20 protein-coding genes are annotated in these 19,480 nt (G+C 70.5%); 4 read left to right on the top strand and 16 right to left on the bottom strand.

Annotated features, from left to right (window positions below; genetic code table 11):
* Positions 1–344 precede the first annotated feature (344 nt).
* The 4 genes from BUF17_RS07300 to leuD all read right to left on the bottom strand — a co-directional run bounded on the left by BUF17_RS07300 (position 345) and on the right by leuD (position 2,918).
* Positions 345–605, bottom strand: a complete 261-nt coding sequence (locus BUF17_RS07300) for a BQ00720 family protein (protein WP_073626974.1) — start codon at positions 603–605, stop codon at positions 345–347.
* A gap of 66 nt (positions 606–671) precedes the next feature.
* Positions 672–1,103, bottom strand: coding sequence for an Hsp20 family protein (locus BUF17_RS07295; RefSeq protein ID WP_073626972.1), 432 nt, complete (start codon positions 1,101–1,103; stop codon positions 672–674).
* A gap of 296 nt (positions 1,104–1,399) precedes the next feature.
* Positions 1,400–2,305: an HpcH/HpaI aldolase/citrate lyase family protein gene (locus tag BUF17_RS07290; RefSeq protein ID WP_073626970.1), complete on the bottom strand. Its 906-nt coding sequence runs from the start codon at positions 2,303–2,305 to the stop codon at positions 1,400–1,402.
* A gap of 7 nt (positions 2,306–2,312) precedes the next feature.
* Positions 2,313–2,918 (bottom strand): 3-isopropylmalate dehydratase small subunit, encoded by a 606-nt coding sequence (leuD, locus tag BUF17_RS07285; RefSeq protein WP_073626968.1) that lies wholly within the window; start codon positions 2,916–2,918, stop codon positions 2,313–2,315.
* Positions 2,919–3,076: 158 nt separating this feature from the next.
* Between leuD and BUF17_RS07280 the strand changes: the two genes are divergently transcribed.
* Positions 3,077–3,283, top strand: a complete 207-nt coding sequence (locus BUF17_RS07280) for a hypothetical protein (RefSeq protein WP_073626966.1) — start codon at positions 3,077–3,079, stop codon at positions 3,281–3,283.
* Positions 3,284–3,374: 91 nt separating this feature from the next.
* Complete coding sequence (gene pdxY, locus BUF17_RS07275) at positions 3,375–4,310, top strand: pyridoxal kinase (RefSeq protein WP_244530796.1); 936 nt, start codon at positions 3,375–3,377, stop codon at positions 4,308–4,310.
* A gap of 78 nt (positions 4,311–4,388) precedes the next feature.
* Here pdxY and BUF17_RS22055 read toward each other — a convergent pair whose 3' ends face one another.
* The 8 genes from BUF17_RS22055 to argH form a co-directional block, all read right to left on the bottom strand.
* Positions 4,389–5,093 carry a L,D-transpeptidase gene (locus BUF17_RS22055; protein ID WP_084564190.1) on the bottom strand — a complete coding sequence of 235 codons (705 nt, stop codon included), beginning with the start codon at positions 5,091–5,093 and terminating at the stop codon, positions 4,389–4,391.
* Between the two features lie 152 nt (positions 5,094–5,245).
* The gene (locus tag BUF17_RS07265) at positions 5,246–6,190 is read right to left on the bottom strand and encodes a YihY/virulence factor BrkB family protein (RefSeq protein WP_139282443.1); all 945 of its coding nucleotides are present in this window, start codon (positions 6,188–6,190) and stop codon (positions 5,246–5,248) included.
* Between the two features lie 190 nt (positions 6,191–6,380).
* On the bottom strand, positions 6,381–6,875 hold the full coding sequence (locus tag BUF17_RS07260) for a GNAT family N-acetyltransferase (RefSeq protein WP_073626962.1): 495 nt from the start codon (positions 6,873–6,875) through the stop codon (positions 6,381–6,383).
* A 299-nt stretch (positions 6,876–7,174) separates the two neighbouring features.
* The gene (locus BUF17_RS07255) at positions 7,175–7,483 is read right to left on the bottom strand and encodes an alkylphosphonate utilization protein (protein WP_073626960.1); all 309 of its coding nucleotides are present in this window, start codon (positions 7,481–7,483) and stop codon (positions 7,175–7,177) included.
* 129 nt (positions 7,484–7,612) lie between these two features.
* A complete protein-coding gene (locus tag BUF17_RS07250; protein ID WP_175563637.1) occupies positions 7,613–10,360 on the bottom strand; it encodes a TIGR02302 family protein in 2,748 nt (915 codons plus the stop codon).
* Between the two features lie 496 nt (positions 10,361–10,856).
* Entirely contained in the window at positions 10,857–12,128 is a 1,272-nt protein-coding gene (gene lysA, locus BUF17_RS07245) for a diaminopimelate decarboxylase (RefSeq protein WP_073627279.1), read from the bottom strand.
* A gap of 135 nt (positions 12,129–12,263) precedes the next feature.
* Positions 12,264–12,506 carry a lipoprotein gene (locus tag BUF17_RS07240; RefSeq protein ID WP_073626956.1) on the bottom strand — a complete coding sequence of 81 codons (243 nt, stop codon included), beginning with the start codon at positions 12,504–12,506 and terminating at the stop codon, positions 12,264–12,266.
* Between the two features lie 242 nt (positions 12,507–12,748).
* A complete protein-coding gene (argH, locus tag BUF17_RS07235) occupies positions 12,749–14,155 on the bottom strand; it encodes an argininosuccinate lyase (protein WP_073626954.1) in 1,407 nt (468 codons plus the stop codon).
* 65 nt (positions 14,156–14,220) lie between these two features.
* On the opposite strand from argH, the gene tlpA reads away from it, so the two are divergent.
* Positions 14,221–14,925 (top strand): thiol:disulfide interchange protein TlpA, encoded by a 705-nt coding sequence (tlpA, locus tag BUF17_RS07230; RefSeq protein ID WP_073626953.1) that lies wholly within the window; start codon positions 14,221–14,223, stop codon positions 14,923–14,925.
* Positions 14,926–14,977: 52 nt separating this feature from the next.
* Here the strand turns inward: tlpA and BUF17_RS07225 are convergent, their stop codons facing one another.
* The 4 genes from BUF17_RS07225 to BUF17_RS07210 form a co-directional block, all read right to left on the bottom strand.
* Positions 14,978–15,859 carry a 3-hydroxybutyryl-CoA dehydrogenase gene (locus BUF17_RS07225; RefSeq protein WP_073626951.1) on the bottom strand — a complete coding sequence of 294 codons (882 nt, stop codon included), beginning with the start codon at positions 15,857–15,859 and terminating at the stop codon, positions 14,978–14,980.
* Positions 15,860–16,027: 168 nt separating this feature from the next.
* Positions 16,028–16,615, bottom strand: a complete 588-nt coding sequence (locus tag BUF17_RS07220; RefSeq protein ID WP_073626947.1) for a cob(I)yrinic acid a,c-diamide adenosyltransferase — start codon at positions 16,613–16,615, stop codon at positions 16,028–16,030.
* Positions 16,616–16,667: 52 nt separating this feature from the next.
* A complete protein-coding gene (locus tag BUF17_RS07215) occupies positions 16,668–16,859 on the bottom strand; it encodes a twin transmembrane helix small protein (RefSeq protein ID WP_073626945.1) in 192 nt (63 codons plus the stop codon).
* Positions 16,860–16,948: 89 nt separating this feature from the next.
* Positions 16,949–18,229, bottom strand: coding sequence for a ubiquinone biosynthesis hydroxylase (locus BUF17_RS07210; protein ID WP_244530795.1), 1,281 nt, complete (start codon positions 18,227–18,229; stop codon positions 16,949–16,951).
* Positions 18,230–18,438: 209 nt separating this feature from the next.
* Between BUF17_RS07210 and tesB the strand changes: the two genes are divergently transcribed.
* Positions 18,439–19,308 carry an acyl-CoA thioesterase II gene (tesB, locus tag BUF17_RS07205; RefSeq protein WP_073626943.1) on the top strand — a complete coding sequence of 290 codons (870 nt, stop codon included), beginning with the start codon at positions 18,439–18,441 and terminating at the stop codon, positions 19,306–19,308.
* The last annotated feature ends 172 nt before the right edge of the window (positions 19,309–19,480 follow it).

Genomic DNA, 19,480 nt, shown 5'->3' with positions numbered 1-19,480 from the left:
GGCGGGCTTCGGGGACGCCGAAGCGAGATCGGGTGATCCGGCCGGGCGCTGTCGCCCGGCAGACGGGTGCAGCCGGAGCGAGGGCGCCCGCTCGTCGTCCGCCGCGACCGTGACGTCATTCCCCGAAGGCCGCAAAAAGATAGGCGCTGCAATCGCGACGCCGTACCCCGCAAAAGAAAAGGCGCCGCGATCGCGGCGCCCTGCAGGGTCTGAGGCCCAAACACAATCCAGGGCCTCAAAGCCCATGAAATCCAAGACGGCTGGTAGCCAAGACGGCTGGTTCTCAACCCGGCTGGTTCCTGCGTCCGCAGCTCTCCGCATCGCGACCGGCCAGGTGGCGTGCTTCAGTGCACGCTCACGGTCACCATGTCATGCTCGGCCGCATTGGCGATCGCGGCTTCGCGGCTGTCGGTGAGCAGAATCGGGGTACCGTCGGCACCGAGCAGGGCCCAGAGTTCGAGATCGGGGCTCAGTTCCGGCGCCTGCGGGAACAGGGCCGGCACCTCGGCGGAGGTCAGGGACTTGACGTAGGTCAGGCGCCCGGCGCCGATCCCGGCGAGGATCTCCGGCGGCACGGTGCGGGTGGGGCGGTTTTCGGTATTCATGACGCATACTCCTTCCGATCCCCCCTTTCCGGGCGGGATCATGGGAGAAAGCAGGACAGTCGTCCGTCAGTCTCCCGAGGCGATCTGAATCTTCCGTACGATACGCTCCGGTTCCGGTCTGGCGAGGTCGATCGACAGCAGTCCGTCTTTCAACTCCGCTCCGAGGATGTCGATCCCTTCCGCCAGCACGAAAGTGCGCTGGAACTGCCGGGCTGCGATTCCACGGTGCAGGAAATGACGCTCCCGCTCGTCCTCGGTCTGCCGGCCGCGGATCACGAGCTGGTTCTCCTCGATGGTCACCGCGAGCTGGTCCCGGGTGAACCCCGCGACCGCGAGCGTGATCCTGAGAACGTCACCCCGCCGCCCGTCCGGCGGCAGTCGCTCGATGTTGTAGGGGGGATAGCCGTCGTTGGCGGCCTTCGAAACCCGGTCGAGCACGCGTTCGATCTCGTCGAACCCGAGCAGGAACGGACTTGAGAACGTCGTCAGACGCGACATCGCGAGCCCTCGTTCATCCAAGCGGCTTTCATCCTACGGTACCCGCCGCCCGCTTGCGGCGCGGCGGCGAATCGGGCCCGCCGAAGCGGCACCCGGACGGTTCAGATCCTTCCGTCCCGTCGAATATGGCAATGGCGGGGCCACTGTTCAAGGACCGCGCCTGCGGGTCGTGACCCGGGCGGAAGGCGGACCTGACGCAAACGGAAGCCGCCCGTTACCGGGCGGCGGCGGGACGGCGGCGCCGCGGGATCGGTGCCGCCTATCCGGCGTGCCGTGCCTGATGGATCCGGACGGAATCAGGACGCGGCCGCGATGGCCTCGGCCAATGCCAGGGTGCGGCGGGCGATATCGGCGTGGAGCCGCTCCACCATGCGGCCGTCGAGGGCGATGGCGCCCCGGCTGCGGTTTTCCGGCAGCGAGAAGGCATCGATGATGCGCCGGGCTTCCGCGATCTCGCCGGCATCGGGTGCGAACACGCGGTTCGCCGCCTCGATCTGGCTCGGATGGATCAGCGTCTTGCCGTCCATGCCGAGATCGCGGCCGTCGACGCATTCGGCTTCGAACGCGGCGGGATCGTCGAGCGCGTTGCACACGCCGTCGATCACATCGAGGCCGTAGGCGCGGGCGGCGGCGACCGCCGCGGTGAGATAGGGCATGAAGGCCGCCCGGCCGGGCTTCAGCCGCGCGCGGGTCACCTTGGCGAGATCGTTGGTGCCGACGACGAGGCAGGTGAGGCGGGTGTTGACCTCCGCCTCGCGCGCCGCGGCGACCTGCTCGGGCCGAAGCGCGGCGAGCGGCGTCTCGATCATCGCCCAGAGCGAGAGCGTGGCCGGGGCGCCGAGCCGGTCGAGCACGCGACCGGCCTCGATCACCTCGTCGTCACTCTCGACCTTCGGCAGCAGCACGGCATCGGGGCCGGCTTCCGCCACCGCGGCAAGGTCCGCCGCGCCCCACGGCGTATCGGCGCCGTTGACGCGCACGATCACTTCCCGGCCACCAAAGGCGCGGGCCGCCACCCGCTCGGCAACGGCGCGGCGGGCGGGATCCTTCATGTCGGGGGCGACCGAATCCTCCAGGTCCAGGATCAGACCGTCCGCCGGCAGGCCGGCGGCCTTGTCGAGCGCACGGGCGTTGGAGCCCGGGACATAGAGGATGCTGCGGCGCGGACGCAGCGCGACGGCGCGCTTCGGGCTCTGCTGCATCGGGGCCTCAGACCCAGGGACGCTCGGCGGCGATGGCGTGCTCGTGGCCGGCGATGGCGTCCTTCTTCGCGAGCGTCAGGCCGATATCGTCCAGCCCCTCCATCAGGCAGTGCTTGCGGAAGGGATCGATCTCGAAGTGCACCGTGCCGCCGTCGGGGCCCCGGATTTCCTGGGCCTCGAGGTCGATGGTCAGGGTGGAGTTGGCGCCGCGCGCGGCGTCGTCCAGCAGCAGCCCGAGCTGCTCGTGGGTGACGACGATCGGCAGGATGCCGTTCTTGAAGCAGTTGTTGTAGAAGATGTCGGCGAACGAGGTGGAGATCACACAGCGGATGCCGAAATCGAGCAGCGCCCACGGGGCATGCTCGCGGCTGGAGCCGCAGCCGAAATTGTCTTCGGCGACCAGGATCTGGGCGTGGCGGTAGGCCGGCTTGTTCAGAACGAAGTCCGGGTTCTCCGTGCCATCCTCGTTATAGCGCATCTCCGAGAACAGGCCCTTGCCGAGGCCGGTGCGCTCGATCGTCTTCAGATACTGCTTCGGGATGATCATATCGGTGTCGATATTGATCAGCGGCAGCGGTGCGGCGACCCCTGTCAGTACGGTGAATTTCTGCATCGCTCGCGATTCCTCGAACGGAAAGCCGGCCCGCTGTCGAGGTGGCTCGAAAATTCGAGCGGTGCCGGGACGAGGACGGCCGAATTGGAACCGTTCTTTGAGACGTTCATTGCGCCGGGTCAAGAGCGGGATGGGCCGGGGAGGGCGGATAGGCCAGAATGACGCCGCTTGCCGGCTGCGCGAGCGGGCGCGAAGGCGCCCTGTGCGCGCCCGAAAAGGCAAGTTGCTTCAACCGTCCGGGGGCGCGTGACGGCGGCCGCGCGGTGATCCGGCGCGATCCCGTTGCCGACGGGCGGCGCGCTCGACCGGAAGACCTGCATCGGGCGGCAAGCGATGCCGCCGCCGTGCGGCATGGCGTTTTTTGACGGCTTTCCGCCCGCCGCATGATTTAGTCTTGAGCGCTTCCTTCCCGATCGTGTGATTTCATGCGATCTGGAGCGCTCCAAAGGCTTTGAAATGACCGATCCGATGTCCCAGCTTTCCGGCCTCGCGCCGCCCGCCGCCCAGCCGCCCGCCAAGCCGGCGGTCATCGCGGTTTCGTCCCAGGTGGCGCGCGGCGGCGTCGGCACGCGGGCGCTGTCGTTCGCGCTGGAGCGGCTCGGCCATTCCGTGTGGCTGGTGCCGACGGTGTTCCTGCCCTGGCACACCGGCCACGGACCTTCGACGCGCATCCAGCCGCCGGAAGACCGCTTCGAGGCGGCGCTCAACGATCTCGTCCGGCTGGAGTCCCTGAAGGAGGTCGGCGCCATCGTCACCGGCTTCCTCGGCTCCCACGCGCAGGCGACCGCGATCGCCCGCTTCGTGGCGCGCGCGAAGCAGATGAAGCCGGACATCCTGTTCGTCTGCGACCCGGTGATCGGGGACGTCGGCGGCCTCTATGTCTCGCGCGAGACGGCGGACGCGGTGCGCGACGTGCTGCTGCCGATGGCCGATGCTGCGACGCCGAATGTCTGGGAACTCGGGTGGCTGACAGGCATGCCTGTCGAGACCACGGCCGAGGTGCTGGCGGCCGCGCGCGCCCTCGGACCGGAGCGGGTGCTGGCGACGTCGGCGCCCGCGATGATGCGCAATTCCATCGCCACCATGCTCGTCACCCGCGACAGCGCGCTGATGGCCGAGCACCCCGCGTTCTCGGAGGCGCCGAGCGGCACGGGCGACCTCATCGCCGCGCTGTTCACGGCGGGGCTGCTGTCGGGCGCGTCGGCGGAAGCGGTGCTGGTGCGGGCGACCGCCTCGACCTACGAGGTGGTGGCGCGCTCGGTGAAGGCTGGGGCGGACGAGCTTCTGTTCGTGGCCGAGCAGGAGAGCCTGGTGCGCCCGGCCGCGAACATCCACGTTCGCCGCCTCGCCGAGGTTTCCGGACGCCGCGCGCCGACGCCGGTGATCCGGTAGGGGCCGGAGCGCTTGTCCCTCTGAACGGGATAGCCTCTGGCGCCGGCCGGGATGCCGGCGCCGAAGCGGGGGCTGCGATCAGGAGGCCGGGCGGTTGGCGAGCGCGGGCGCCGGCAGCTTCGGCTGCGGCCGGGTGAGGTCCAGCACCGGCGGGATCGGGTAGTTGCTGTCGGGCCCGATCACGATGACCTTGGCGCCGACATTCACGCGCTCGTAGAGGTCGGTGACGTCCTTGTTCTTCAGGCGGATGCAGCCGGAGGAGACGGCGTAGCCGATGCTCCAGTCCTCGTTGGTGCCGTGCACGCGATAGAGCGTGTTGCCGAGATAGAGCGCACGGGCGCCGAGGGGGTTCTTCGGGCCGCCGGTCATGAAGCGCGGCAGATCGGGGCGGCGCGCCAGCATCTCGGCCGGCGGGGTCCAGCTCGGCCACTCGGCCTTGCGCGAGATGCGTTCGACGCCGGACCACTCGAACCCCTCCTTGCCGACGCCGATGCCGTAGCGGATGGCCTGGCCGTCCGGCTGGACGAGGTAGAGGTAGCGGTTGATGGTGTCGATGATGACCGTGCCCGGGACTTCGTTGGTCTCGATCGGAACGACGCGGCGTGCGAACTTTTCCTGCTGGCGGCGCGCCAGTTCTTCGCGCGAGAGATAATAGGTCACCCACGTCTTCGAGCTGGGATCGAAGAACTGGCCGGCCGGCTCCTGCTCATCGGCGATGGCGGGCATCACGGCGAGGCCGGCAGCGGTGGCGCAGGCTCCGATGAAAACGGCTAAACGGCCCATAACCGGCCCCCTCCAAAGCTGAATGGCTGATGGGGGCCCCGCCCTCCACGCACCAACATCGGTCGATACCCCTAATAAACGATGACCGTTTGAAAGGGTTTCAACGCACATGCAGCAATTTTCGGGTGATGGGGGCCGGCGCGCGGCCGGCTTTATACTTTCGGCGGATTGGGACCGGCCGGCTGGCCGGTTCTGCGCTCGGCGCGGCGGATGCCGACGGCGGCGTTGATCTCGGCGCCGGCGAGGAACAGCGTGGAGATCAGATAGAGGAACACGATGGCCACCGTGACGTTGGCAAGCCCGGCATAGGTGTTGGAATAGGTGGCGAAGCGGTGCAGGTAGAAGCCGAAGCCCGCGCCGGCGACGAGCCAGGCCACCAGCGTGACCACGACGCCCGGCAGGATTTCCAGCACGCCGCGCCGGCCGCACGGCAGCCAGACGTGGGAGGCGACGAGCACGATGCCGAGCACCGCGGTGGCGACGCCGAGGCGCAGATAGCGCACGCCGCGCTCCATGTTGGCGAGCCACGGCGCGCGCCAGACGATGGCGTCCCACAGCAGCGGGCCGAACACGACGAGGATCGCCAGCGACAAAAGCCCGAACGCGCCGAGGCAGACGAACAGGAAGCTCTGCAGGCGCCGCATGACGTAGCTGCGCGTCTCGACGAGGCGATAGGCCCGGTTCAGGGCGCTGCGGATGGCCTCCACGCCGTTCGAGGCGAACCAGAACGAGAACAGCAGGCCGAGGGTGATCGCGCTGGTGTGGTTGCGGGTCAAGACCTCGTGGGCCTGCTCGGCGATCGGCCGGGCGACCTCCTTCGGCCAGGTCTCGAACACCAGCTCGGTCACCTCGCCCGCCAGTTCCTCCGATCCGATCGCCCCGGCGATCGCCGCGACGACGATCAGGAACGGGAACAGCGAGAGAAGGATCTGCAGCGCGACGTGGCTCGCCATCGCCCAGCCGTCGTCGTCGTTGAAGTGGGAAAAGGCGCGCGTGAGCACGTCGCGGGTGGCGATCACCCGCCGTCGCCGCCGGCGTGGCGCCTTCCCGGCGGCCTCGTGCGGTCGGCGCGCTCCGGCTGCGCTGTGCTCGCTCATGTCCCTCGCCGCCCTCGGTGAAACGGCCGGCGCCCCGCCACCGGCCCGGGCAGCATGACATTTCATCATGGCGTGCTTCAAGCCGCAGGCGGGTCGTCGTGCCACATCGGGGCAACGCACGGGAGCGGATGCGGTTTCAGCCGGTCGCGGCCTCTTCCGGCGGAACACGCCCGGTGGGAGCGGCCGGCCTTCAGGCGCGGCGGCGCGCCGGACCCTGGAACGGACCCGCCGCGCCCGCAGCCGCGATCATCAGCCGGTTGGCGTCGACCGGGCCGGGCAGGGTGATCGCGCCGGGGGGGACGGGGGCGAAGCCGAGGGGCTCGTAATAGGCGCGGTCGCCGACCAGCAGCACGGGGCCGGCCTGCCGGGCTGTCGCGGCCTCAAGCGCGGCGGCGACGAGGTTGCGGCCGGTGCCGCGGCTCTGGGCATCGGGATGGACGCAGAGCGGGCCGAGCAGGGTCGCGGGCCGCTGGCCGATCAGGATCGGCGTCAGCCGCACGGAGCCGACGATGCGGGTGCCGGCGAGCGCGACGAACGAGAGGGCGGGGTCGCACGGCACGCCTTCCCGCAGCCGGTAGGCCGTCTTGGCGAACCGGCCGGGGCCGAAGGCGATCTCGTGCAGCGCGTCGACCGCAGCGGCATCTTCCGGCAGCTCATGCCGGATCAGAGTGGAAATGGCGAACATCACAGGGGACCGGATCGATGGGGGCGTCTCTCGGAGAGCCGATTGCGCCACCGCGATCCGCCGGTTCAACCCGGCCGACGGCGCGCGCAACGGCAGACGGCGCGCGGCTCGAAGCCGCGACCGATCGGTCGTCGTCGCAGGAGGGTCGGCGCAGGGACCATGGGTCGTCCGGAACACGGGGGCCGGGAAAAGACCCGACCGAGCGTGCTGCTATCACGCCGCCGCGGCCGCATCAAGCGGTTCCGCAAAGGGGGCGGGCGGCGGGCGCGACAGGCAGGCGGCGGGGACGGTGCCGCGGGTCAGCGTTTGCGCACGAATTCCGTGCGCAGCACGAGGCCCTTGATGCCTTCGTAGCGGCAGTCGATCTCGTCGGGATTGTCGGTGAGGCGGATCGAGCGGATCACCGTGCCCTGCTTCAGGGTCTGGTTGGCGCCCTTCACCTTCAGGTCCTTGATCAGGGTGACGGAATCGCCGTCGGCGAGCACCGTGCCGGCGGCGTCGCGCACCACGATCCCGCTGGCCGCGGCGGCTTCCGCCGCAAGCTCGGACGCCGGGCGCCATTCGCCGGTGGCCTCGTCGTAAACGTAATCGTCGTCGCCGTCGGCCATGCTTTCCTCCGCCGCTGTTCCGGCGGGCCGCCGGCAGGCGCCGGAGCGCGCCCCGGCGCGGCCGCTATAGCACCCCGGGAAGGGCGCCCGCCTGCGACACGGGCGCGCTTCGGGACGGAACGACGCCGGTCAATCGTGCGGCAGCAGGCGCTCCAGATAGTCGAGCTCGAACTGCGAGCGGCCGAGTTCGCCGAGGCGGCGGCGCAGCTCGTCGAGGATGCGGCGGGCGCGCTGCACGTCGATCTCGTCCGGCACCTTGACGCTGGTGCCGAAATCCGGGCCCTGGCTGTGGCGCGAACGGCCGAGGGGGTCCTCGCTGCCGGCATAGGGACCGGAGCCGTTGCCGCGCTGCTGGCCGTTCTGGCGGGCCATCTGCTCGGCCATCTGCTGGGCGCCGCGGCGCAGCGCGTCGAGGGCCTCGCCCTGCTGGTCGAGGGCGTTGGCGGTGTCGCGGTTGCCGAGCGAGCGGCCGGCATCGCCCATGGCGCGGCCGGCGCGGCCGAGCGCGTCGCGACCATCGCCGGGCTGACCTTCGCCGGACTGACCATTGCCCGATTGACCTGGCGTCTGGCCCTGGTTCTGGCCCATCTGGCCCTGGCCGGGCGTGTCGCCCTGACCCTGACCCTGACCCTGGCCCTGACCCGGCTGGCTGCCGTTCTGGCGGTTGAGTTCGTCGAGCATCCGGCCGAGCTGCTGGCTCAGCTGATCCTGCCGGCGCTGGAGTTCCTGCAGTCGTCCGCTGCCGTCCTGACCGCTGCCGTTCTGGCCCTGCTGTCCCTCGCCGGTCTGGCCCTGCTGGCCGTCCTGACCCTGTCCGTCGCCGCGGTCGAGACGATAGGTCTCGTCCATCAGCTTCTGCTGCTCCTGGATCATGCGGCCGAGGGCATCGAGCGAACCCTGGCCCTGCTGGCCCGGACCGTTCTGGCCGGGCTGGGCCATCTGCATGTTCTCCAGCATCTCCTGGAGCTGCGACAGCAACTGCTCGGCGGCCTCCTTCGACCCGGTCTTGGACAGTTCCTCGATGCGCTTCAGCATCTCGTCGAGATCCTGCGGGCGCACCATCTGGGTGTCCTGATCGGGCGGGGACTGGGCGGACTGGGGATTGCGGCGGGCCTGCTCGGCGAGCGCGCTCAGATAGCGCTGCATCGCCTGTCGCAGTTCCTCGGTGAGGCGGGCGATCTCCTCGTCGGAGGCGCCGTCCTGCAAGGCCTGCCGCAGCCGGTCCTGCGCGTCGCGCAGCGCCTGGGCGGCGAGGGAGGTGGAGCCGTCCTCGACGGCGAGCGCCAGCTCCCACATCTCGTCGAGCAGGGGCTTCAGCGCGTCGTCGCTGCGGGCCGCGACGAGCTTGCCATAGACCATGCGGGTGCCGAGATAGGCGGTCGGGCTGCGGAAGATGCCGTCGGGCGCGATCATCAGCGCGTCGAGCGCCTCGATCACCTGAAGCTGCGCCTCGGCGTCGAGGGCGAGATCACGGCGCTGCTCGATGATGGCGCGGGCGAGCGGCACGCGGAACGGGCGCTCGGGCAGCGTCACTTCCATCGGCTCGGAGCGGCCTTCCTGGCCGGCCTCGTCGCGCGCGACGAGCACGACGCTGACGCGGCTGCCGGCCCACGGGTGCTTGGTCAGGTTCTCGACCGTCCTGGCGGCACCGCTGCGGGCGGGCTTCGGCGGCAGGGAAAGACGCACCTCGGGCGCGTCCACCAGCGGCCGGCGACCGTCGGCGCCGGGCTCCGGGATCGGCTTGACGAGCGCGAACGCCTCGCTGACCCCGTAATCGTCGGAGACCTGATAGTTGAACTGGAGCGCGTTGCCCTTGTCCGCGGTGGGCGCGCCGGTCCAGGCGATGGTCGGCGGCGTGTCGCGGTCGACGACGAAGTTCCAGCGCGCGAGCTGCGCGCCTTCCCGGGTCACCGTCACGCTGCCGTTCGCGGTCAGCGCGATGCGCCGTTCGGCCGGTATCGCGGCCGTCGCGGTGGAGGCGTCCGCGGGCTTTTTCGCCTCCCCGGCCTTCGCATCGGCCGTTTTGCCGCCGGCGCCTTCCGGCGCCGTCGGCTCGACGACGTGCGAACCCTCCGCGTCCTCGGCCGTCACCCGGGCATCGTTCGCGCCCTGGATGCGCACCACGAGTTCGCTGCCCGACGGCACGCGCACGGTGCGCTCGCCGTTGCCGGCGGTGGCGCCGGTCAGGAACACCGGCGCGCGGCCGGTATAGCCCGGCGGCGTCACCCAGGCGTCGAGGCGCACGGGCGGCGCGGCGACGGGGCTGGCGAACGGCGCGAACGCGGCGGCGATCCGCTCGCGATAGTGGCCGGCACCGGCGAACAGCCCGACGAACAGCACGAGGCCGACGACGGCGCGGACGGCGAACGGATCGCGGCGGTAGAGCTTCGGAGCGGGGGCGCCGGCCTGGAGCGAGGCGATCTCGGCCGCGACGCGGCGGCGGTGGGCGCTCCACAGCGCGCGGGTGGTGGGGTCTGCCTCGGGATCGGCAAGGGAATCGTCGAACGCGGTGAGCGGACGGTGCGGCCGCCCGGAGACCTGCTCGATGCGGGCGATGGCGTCCGTCCGCAGCGGGCGGGCGAAGCGCACGAGGGCGACGAGCGGCACGGCGAACAGCGCGGCGAACGCCGCGAGCAGCACCGCGCGCACCCACGGATCGACAACCGACCAGAGGCCGAGCCAGGACGCGCCGAAGAAAAGCGCGACGATGCCGAGGACGAAGGCCAGCGGCGGCCACGCACGCTCCCACAGGATGGCGAGGCGGGCACGGCGTACCAGCCGGTCGATCGCCGCCTGCGGTCCGCTCTCGCGGGCGGGCCCGCCGGCACCGGATGCTCCGGGCGTGGCGTCGGCCGCTGTATCGGTCGGTCGCGTCATGCGCTTGGCCCCGTCCATTGCTCGTCCCGTCGTGGTGCCCGGCGGCGCCGGCGCAGTCTTCGGGACCGCGAGATCCGGAGTCCAAAACGGGCATCCGGCCGAAATGCGGGGTTCCCCGGCGCCGGCGATGCCGACGGAGCGCCCTGGCGACAAGATGGAAGCCATCCCGTCGCAAAGGTCGTTCCGGCGCGCCCGATGTGTCGCCGGCAGCCGTCGAACGGCCCTCCGGGACTTTAGCAAGAACCGCGCCTGTCTGCGAAGCCGGCATACCCCTCTGCCGCGGCCATGGGCTGCGACAATGGACGATCGGAGCACGAGGACGGGGCAACAATCAGGCAGACACGTCCGATTCCGCGCGTTCAGCGGATCGTGATCGCGCCGCGGCGGCTGCGTTCGGATCGGACCGTTCGTGGCGGCAGCGGCACGCGCGCACCGCGATGACCCCGACCGTCGTCTCCGGGGCGCGCGGGCGACGGGCCCTGCCTCAGGCCGTGTCTCAGTCTTCGAGCCACGCGGGAAGGCGGTCGAGGCCGATCAGCTCGTCATAGGTCGGGCGGGGACGCACCACCGCCCAGGCATCGCCGGAAACCAGCACCTCGGGCACCAGCAGGCGGCTGTTGTAGGTCGAGGCCTGCACGGCGCCATAGGCGCCGGCCGAGAACACCGCGACGAGATCGCCCTCCGCGACCGCGGGCAGGCGGCGCTTCTGGGCGAGGAAATCGCCGGACTCGCACACCGGCCCGACCACGTCGACCACCGCGCGGTCGGCGGACGCGGCGCGCTGGTCGACCGGGCGGATCTCGTGGTGCGCGTCGTAGAGGGTCGGCCGCACGAGATCGTTCATGCCGGCATCGACGATGACGAAGGTCTTGGCGGCGCCATGCTTCACATAGACGACCTCGCTGACGAGGATGCCGGCATTGCCGACAATCAGCCGGCCGGGCTCGAACAGCACGCGGCAGCCGAGCCGGTTGGCGTGGCGCTTCACGACCGCGCCATAGGCGGCGGGATCGGGCGGGGTCGCCGCGTCGTCGTCATAGGGAATGCCGAGGCCGCCGCCGAGATCGACATGCTCGATGGCGTGACCGTCGCCGCGCAGCGCAGTGATGAGTTCGCCGAGCCGGGAGAACGCCGCATCGAACGGCGCGAGCTCGGTGATCTGCGAGCCGATGTGCATGTCGATGCCGGCGACCTCGAGCCCCGGCAGCGCGGCGGCGCGGGCATAGGCGGCGCGGGCGTCCTGCCAGGGGATGCCGAACTTGTTCTCCGCCTTCCCCGTCGAGATCTTGGCGTGCGTCATGGCGTCGACATCGGGATTGATGCGCAGCGAGACGCGGGCGGTGCGGCCCTCGGCGCTCGCGACCTCGGACAGCCGCTCCAGTTCGGGCAGGGATTCGACGTTGAAGCAGAGGATGTCCTGGGCGAGACCGTAGGCCATCTCGTGCCGGGTCTTGGCGACGCCGGAGAACACGATGCGGTTTCCCGGCACGCCGGCGGCGACGGCGCGGCGCAGCTCGCCTTCCGAGACCACATCCATGCCGGCGCCGAGGCGGGCGAGCGTCTTCAGCACCGCCTGGTTGGAATTCGCCTTCATGGCGTAGCAGACGAGGGTCGGCAGGCCGTCCATCGCCGCGGAGAACACGCGGAAGTGCCGCTCGATGGTCGCGGTGGAATAGATGTACACGGGCGTGCCGACCGCGGCGGCGATCTCGGGCACCGCGACGTCTTCGGCATGAAGGATGCCGTCCCTGTATTCGAAATGGTTCACGGCCGGAAACTCACAAGATCGGATGCCGGCCGCCGGACCGGCGGCCGAGGAACGGCTCAACTCAGCGTCTGCGGAGCGCTTTCCCGTCCTTCGGATCGATACCCGACCGACGGGAAATCCCCCGGCCGCCGCGGATCACAGCAGCGGATCGAGGATGAATTTTCGCGGCGGCGCGTAGATGCCGTTGCCGCGGTCGACGGAGCCGGCGGGCGGCTTCACCCCCGGCGGGGTTTCCGGGGCGCTGCGACGGCCGCAGCCGGCGAGCGCGAAGGTCGCGACGAGAACGACGGCGAGCCCGACGGCGAGCGGCGTGCGCCGTGCCCCGCCCCGCCTGCCGGCCGCCGCGCGGCCCGCAATCCCGTTGACGCTGTCACCCAAGCTGTCGCTCCTCACGGCTGGCGCCTCCGTCATGCCGCTGCCGGCCGGAAACCGAACGCACACCCGCCCGGCTCGAACCGATCCGGACGGCAGGACTATACAGAAGCTCTTGCATACGGAACCTTTCCCTTTCGGTGGGCGAGCCATCCGGCCGGGAAATTTTCCGGGAAGACGAGACCAATAGCGCAGTCGCGCCCGCGAGGCGAGACGCAACGGCTCATGCGCCCTGAAGGGCCTTCGGCTCACGCGCCCTGAAGGGCCTTCGCCTCTTTCGCCAGCCGCCGCCGCCACGCGCGGATCTCGCGCCGCACGTTGGCCGGCGCCGTGCCGCCATGGGAGGTGCGGCTCTTCACCGAGCGATCCACAGTGAGGACGTCGAACACCGCCTCGGTGATGCGGTCGTCGACCGCCTGCATGGTGGCGAGCGGGACCCGGTCGAGCGGCAGCCCCGCTTCCGCGGCGGCCGCCACGATGCGGCCGGTGACGTGGTGGGCCTCGCGGAACGGCATCCCGATCACGCGCACCAGCCAGTCGGCGAGGTCGGTCGCGGTGGAATAGCCGCCGCCCGCCGCCTTCTTCATCGCCTTCGCGTCGGGTTCCAGGTCGCGCACCATGCCGGCGGAGGCCGCGATTACCAGCGACAGCGAGGACAGCGCGTCGAAGGTCGGCTCCTTGTCCTCCTGCATGTCCTTGGCATAGGCGAGCGGCAGGCCCTTCATCACGATCAGGAGCGTGTTGAGCGCCCCGATGATGCGGCCGGTCTTGGCGCGGGCGAGTTCGGCGGCGTCCGGATTGCGCTTCTGCGGCATGATCGACGAGCCGGTGGTGAAGCGGTCGGACAGCCGGATGAAGCCGAACGGCGCCGAGCACCAGATCACGATTTCCTCGGCGAGGCGCGACAGGTGCATCGCCGCGATGGAGGCGGCGGACAGGGTTTCGAGCGCGAAGTCGCGGTCGGACACCGAATCGAGCGAGTTCGCGGTCGGCCGGTCGAAGCCGAGCGCGGCGGCGGTGGCGAAGCGGTCGATGGGGAACGAGGTGCCGGCGAGGGCGGCGGCGCCGAGCGGGCATTCGTTGAGGCGGGCGCGGGCATCCTGGAACCGGCCGCGGTCGCGGCCGATCATCTCGACATAGGCCATCAGGTGGTGGCCGAAGGTCACCGGCTGGGCGGTCTGGAGATGGGTGAAGCCCGGCATCACCGTGGCGGCGTGGGCCTCGGCCTTGTCGAGGAGGGCGACCTGCAGGTCGGCGAGCGCGGAATCGAGATCGTCGATGGTGTCGCGCACCCAGAGGCGGAAATCGGTCGCGACCTGGTCGTTGCGCGAGCGGGCGGTGTGAAGCCGGCCGGCCGCCGGACCGATCAGGTCGGCGAGGCGCTTCTCCACGTTCATGTGGATGTCTTCAAGCTCGCGGGAGAACGTGAACCCGCCCGAATCGATCTCCGCGCGGACCGCATCCAGGCCCTCGTCGATGCGCGCGGCGTCCTCCGCCGCGATGATGCCCTGTTTGGCGAGCATGGCGACATGGGCCTTGGAACCGGCGATGTCCTGCCGGTAGAGGGTCTTGTCGAAATCGATCGAGGCGTTGATTTCCGCCATGATGGCGTCCGGGCCGGTGGCGAAGCGCCCGCCCCACATGCGGTTGCTCATTGCGTGGCATCCTCGATCTGTGCGAACCCGGGTCCGGTCAATCTATCCTGCGGAGCGAGGCTGTCATGACGGACGAAAGCGGGACCAGGAAGACGGTAACGCACCGGCGTCGCGCCGGCATCGTCGCCGGGGTGGCGGCAGCGGGCATCGCCGCCGGGCTCGTGGCGGTATACGGGATGAACATGGCCGGTGGCAACGCAGTGCCGGCGGAATGCGCCGGATCGGTCGCCGTGTCGCGCGCGCTCGCGCCGTTCGCCAAGGGCGACGTCGCGGCGTTCATCACCTCCGGCGGGCCGGTCGACGCCGGCGGGCTGGCCTTCCGCGGCCCCGACGGCACGCCGACGACCCTCAAGGCCGTGCTCGGCGACGTGCCGGGCCGCATCGCCCTCGTCAATCTCTGGGCGACGTGGTGCGTGCCGTGCCGCGCGGAAATGCCGGCGCTCGACCGGCTGGAGGCGGCGCACGGTTCCGACCGGTTCGAGGTGGTGGCGGTCAATGTCGACACCCGCGACGACGGCCGCGCCGGGCGCTTCCTGAAGGAGGAGAACATCTCCGCCCTGAAGCTCTATTCCGATCCGACGATGAAGGTGTTCAACGACCTGAAATCGCGCGGCCACGCGGTGGGACTGCCGACGACGGTGCTGGTCGATTCGTCGGGCTGCACCCTCGGCGTGATGCACGGGCCGGCGGAGTGGGACAGCCCGGACGCGGTCGGCCTGATCGGCGAGGCGCTGGCGCAGACGGCGCCGAAGGCGGCCGGGGCGTCCTGAGGACGGCTTCCGGCTTCGCCGTGCGGCGGCGGGATGCCGACCGCGGCGCGGTTCAGCGCGTCGGGACGGGCTTCTCGCCGCGATAGTCGTAGAAGCCGCGGTGGGTCTTGCGGCCGAGCCAGCCGGCCTCGACATATTTCACCAGCAGCGGACAGGGGCGGTATTTGGAATCGGCCAGCCCCTCGTGCAGCACCTGCATGATCGACAGGCAGGTATCGAGGCCGATGAAGTCGGCGAGCTGCAGCGGTCCCATCGGATGGTTGGCGCCGAGCCGCATGGCGGTGTCGATGGCCTCCACCGTGCCGACGCCCTCGTAGAGCGTGTAGATCGCCTCGTTGATCATCGGCAGCAGGATGCGGTTGACCATGAAGGCCGGGAAGTCCTCGGCCACCGCCGCGGTCTTGCCGAGCCGCTTCACGAACAGCTTGGCGGTCTCGAAGGTCTCGTCCTCGGTGGCGATGCCGCGCACCAGCTCGACCAGTTCCATGATCGGAACCGGGTTCATGAAGTGGATGCCGATGAAGCGCTCCGGCCGGTCGGTGGCCGCGGCGAGCCGCGTGATCGAGATCGACGAGGTGTTGGTGGCCAGCATCGCCTCGGGTTTCAGCACCGGGGAGACCTGGCTGAAGATCTTGCGCTTGACCTGCTCGTTCTCGGTGGCCGACTCGATGATGAGGTCGACATCGGCCAGCGCGTCGAGATTTTCCGCCGGGCGGATGCGCGAGAGCGCCTCGCGGCGGGCTTCCTCGGTGATCAGGCCCTTGGAGACCTGCCGGTTCATGTTGCCGGTGATGGTGGCGAGCCCGGACTGGATGCGCTCGGTCGAGACGTCGTAGATCATGACGTCGTAGCCGCTGAGCGCGCAGACATGCACGATGCCGCTGCCCATCTGCCCGGCACCGATGATGCCGATGGTCTTCAGTTCTTCCGCCATCGTCTGCTTTTCCACCATGGTCCGCGTCGCCTCGCACCCGTTGTCCCGAGGTCTGCTCCGGGCGTGCCGGGTGCGGGCTTCAGCCGGTCGCCGGCCTTTGGATCGGTCGCGCGAACGGTAGCGTCGCGCGGCGAGCGGTGTCAACGCGGCCCGCCGCCGGTCCGCGCCTCAAGTCCTTGTCGCGCCTGGAATCCACAATATGTCGCGGGTGCCGTCGGCATTGGCGAGACGGGCGGCGACGAAGAGATAATCCGACAGGCGGTTGACGTAGCGCACCGCCGCCTCGCCGACTGGCTCGCGCTCCGCGAGCGCCACGATCTCGCGCTCCGCGCGGCGGCACACCGTGCGGGCGAGGTGGAGGTGGGCGGCGAGCGGCGAGCCGCCGGGCAGGATGAACGAGCGCAGCGGTGAAAGCCGGGAATTGCAGGCGTCTATCTCGGCTTCGAGGCGCGCGACCTGGGCGTCGACGATCCTGAGCGCCGGCCCCCGCCGCGACGGCGGGGCGTCTTCCGGCGGCTCGGGGGTGGCGAGATCGGCGCCGAGATCGAACAGCTCGTTCTGGATGCGGCCGAGCGCGGCATCGAGATCGGGTTCCGCGCCGGCCGACAGCCGGGCGAGGCCGAGGCAGGCGTTGAGTTCGTCCACCGTGCCGAAGGCGGCGACGCGCAGGTCGGCCTTGGAGCGGCGCTCGCCGTTGGCGAGACCGGTCGAGCCGTCGTCGCCGGTGCGGGTATAGATGCGGTTGAGTGCGACCATGCGGGGCCTCGTGAAGGGATCGGGAGCGCGCCGCCCGCGGCAGGTGCCGGCGTCAGTGGCGCGCGAGCAGGAACGTCATCAGGATGATGACGATGGCGACGAGCTGCAGGATGACCCGAAGCCGCATCAGCCGCTGCGACAGCACCGGGCTGCCGCCGCGCACCATGTTGGCGAGCCCGAGGACGAGCACGATCGCCACCGCGGCGACCGCGAACGGCACGAGGGCGTGAAAGGTGCCGGCCATGGCTCATCCTCCCTGAAGTGCTCCGGCGCTCTGCGGCGCCTTTTGCGGCCGGACGCCGCCCGGCCGGTCGTGTCGCGGCGGGGGCGGTGTCAGATCGCCTCGCCGCGCATCAGCCGGGGCAGCGTGCCGCCGACGCCCGCGGCCTCGCGGATGAAGCGCCGCTTCAGGCCGGGCAGGCGGTCGACGATGCCGAGGCCGATGTCGCGGGCGACCCGGAGCGGATTGATGTCCGTCCGGAACAGCCGGTTCAGGCCGTCGGTGACGAGCCCCATCTCCACCGTGTCGAACCGGCGCCAGCTCTGGTAGCGCGCCAGCACGTCGGCGGCGCCGGGATCGAGGCCGAGGCGCCTCGCCTCGACGACGACCTCGGCGAGCGCCGCGACGTCGCGGAAGCCCATGTTGAGGCCCTGTCCGGCGATGGGGTGAATGCCGTGGGCGGCATCGCCGACGAGTGCGAACCGGTCGGCGACGAAGCTGCGGACGAGGGTGAGCCCGAGCGGATGGGCGCGGCGCGGTCCGTCGACGGTGACCGCGCCGAGCGCGCCGCCGAAACGGCGCTCCAGCTCGATCTCGAAGGTGAAGTCCTCAAGGCTCATCAGCCGCTCGGCTTCCTCGGTGCGCTCGGTCCAGACGAGCGAGGACCGGTTGCCGGTGAGCGGCAGGATGGCGAACGGACCGCTCGGGAGGAAATGCTCCACCGCACGCCCCTCGTGGGGCCGCTCGTGGGCGACCGTGACCACGATGGCGGTCTGCCGGTAGTCGCTGCGGACGACGCCGATGCCGGCAAGCCCGCGCAGCCGCGAGCGGACGCCGTCCGCCGCCACGAGGAGCCGCGCGCGCCGTTCGGCTCCCGAGCCGAGGCGGATGGTGATGCCGGTGCCGTCGGCCTCGAAGTCCGAGACGGTCTCGGGCGCGAGGATCTCGACGCCGGCTTCCACCGCCGCGGCGGCGATCGCCGCCGAGAGGGCGCCGGCCGGCACCATGTGCACGAACGGCTCGCCGGGTTCGAGCTCGCCGTCGAAGGACAGGAACACCGGGCGCACGAGATCGCGCAGGCGGCTGTCGGTGACCACCATTTCCTGCACGGGCTGGGCGAGCGCCTCGACGCGGTGCCAGACGCCGAGGCGGGTGAGCATCCGGCGCGCGGCGGCGGCAATGGCGAGCGCCCGCTCGTCGGACGGGCCGCGCTGGTCGGCGGCCGGCGGCCGCGCATCGATCAGAAGGACGCGGGCGCGCGGGTCGGCATGGCGGATGGCGAGCGCCGCGGTCAGCCCGACCGATCCGCCCCCGCCCACGGCCACGTCGGCCACATCCGGGCGGGACCGGCCCGCCGCGCCGGCGGCATGATCATCGGACATCGGACGCGTCATCTGCCATCTCCTCTGCGGCGAACGCCGGCCCGGCCCTCGCCGCTTGCTCCTCTGCGGCGGACACCGGACAGGCTCCGCCGCTTGCGCGCGGTTGCGCCGGCTTGACACGCCGTGCCCGCCGGGCGCCCCATCTCAACCCCTCCCGCCGGCCGGCAGGCTTCGCCGCGATGGCCGGCAGACGTGCTTATATATAAGTAGAGAGGCCTCTCATGAACGGAGCCGTCTCGGCCCTGCTTTCGATACTCGATCTGGAACGGATCGAACACAACCTCTACCGCGGCCATAGCCCGCAGGACGGCTGGCAGCGCGTGTTCGGCGGCCAGGTCATCGGCCAGGCGCTCGTCGCCGCCTCCAAGACCGTGGACGACGGCCGCCAGGCCCATTCGCTCCACGCCTATTTCCTGCGCGGCGGCGATCCGTCGGTTCCCATCGTCTACGAGGTGGAGAGCATCCGCGACGGCCGCAGCTTCGCCACCCGTCGGGTGGTGGCGGTGCAGCACGGGCAGCCGATCTTCCTGATGTCGGCCTCCTACCACGTCGACGAGCAGGGACTTTCCCACCAGATCGAGATGGCCGACGTGCCCCCGCCGGAAAGCCTCGCCACCCAGCGCGAGCTTCTCGCCGCCTCGATCGACAGCCTGCCGCCGGTGGTGAAGGTCTATTTCCAGCGCGACCGTCCCATCGAGGTCCGCCCCGTCGAGATCGATCACTACGTGTCCTCCACCCCGCTGCCGCCGCGCCAGAAGGTGTGGATCCGCGTCAACGGCCCGCTTCCGGACGATCCGGCGATCCATCGCTGCGCGCTCGCCTACGCCTCGGACCTGACGCTGCTCGACACCTCGCTGTTCGCCCACGGCCGGCGCGTGTTCGATCCCGACCTTCTGCTGGCAAGCCTCGACCACGCCATGTGGTTCCATCGCCCGTTCAGGGCCGACGACTGGCTGCTCTACGACCAGGACAGCCCGACGGTCGGCGGCGGCCGTGGATTCAATCGGGGGCTGGTGTTCGACCGGCACGGCCGACTTGTCGCTTCGACAGCTCAGGAGGGGGTCGTTCGACTGAATGACGGCCGGGACTGACGGATCGCAAACTGCCGCATTATTAGGCAAATAAGCGTCGAACGCAGTGCATATATGCGGCACGAAAGGTTCGGATCGATGGTCGTTCTGTGGACATGGATAAAATTGAAGCAATGAGGCGCGGCACCGCGCAATAGGATTGCGCATGGACGCGGCGATCGTCAGGATGTGG

The organism is Pseudoxanthobacter soli DSM 19599 (assembly GCF_900148505.1).
GTDB classification, from domain to species: Bacteria; Pseudomonadota; Alphaproteobacteria; order Rhizobiales; family Segnochrobactraceae; genus Pseudoxanthobacter; species Pseudoxanthobacter soli.
Note: the sequence above shows the minus strand (reverse complement) of the source record. Positions and strands in the feature narration are given on the sequence as shown.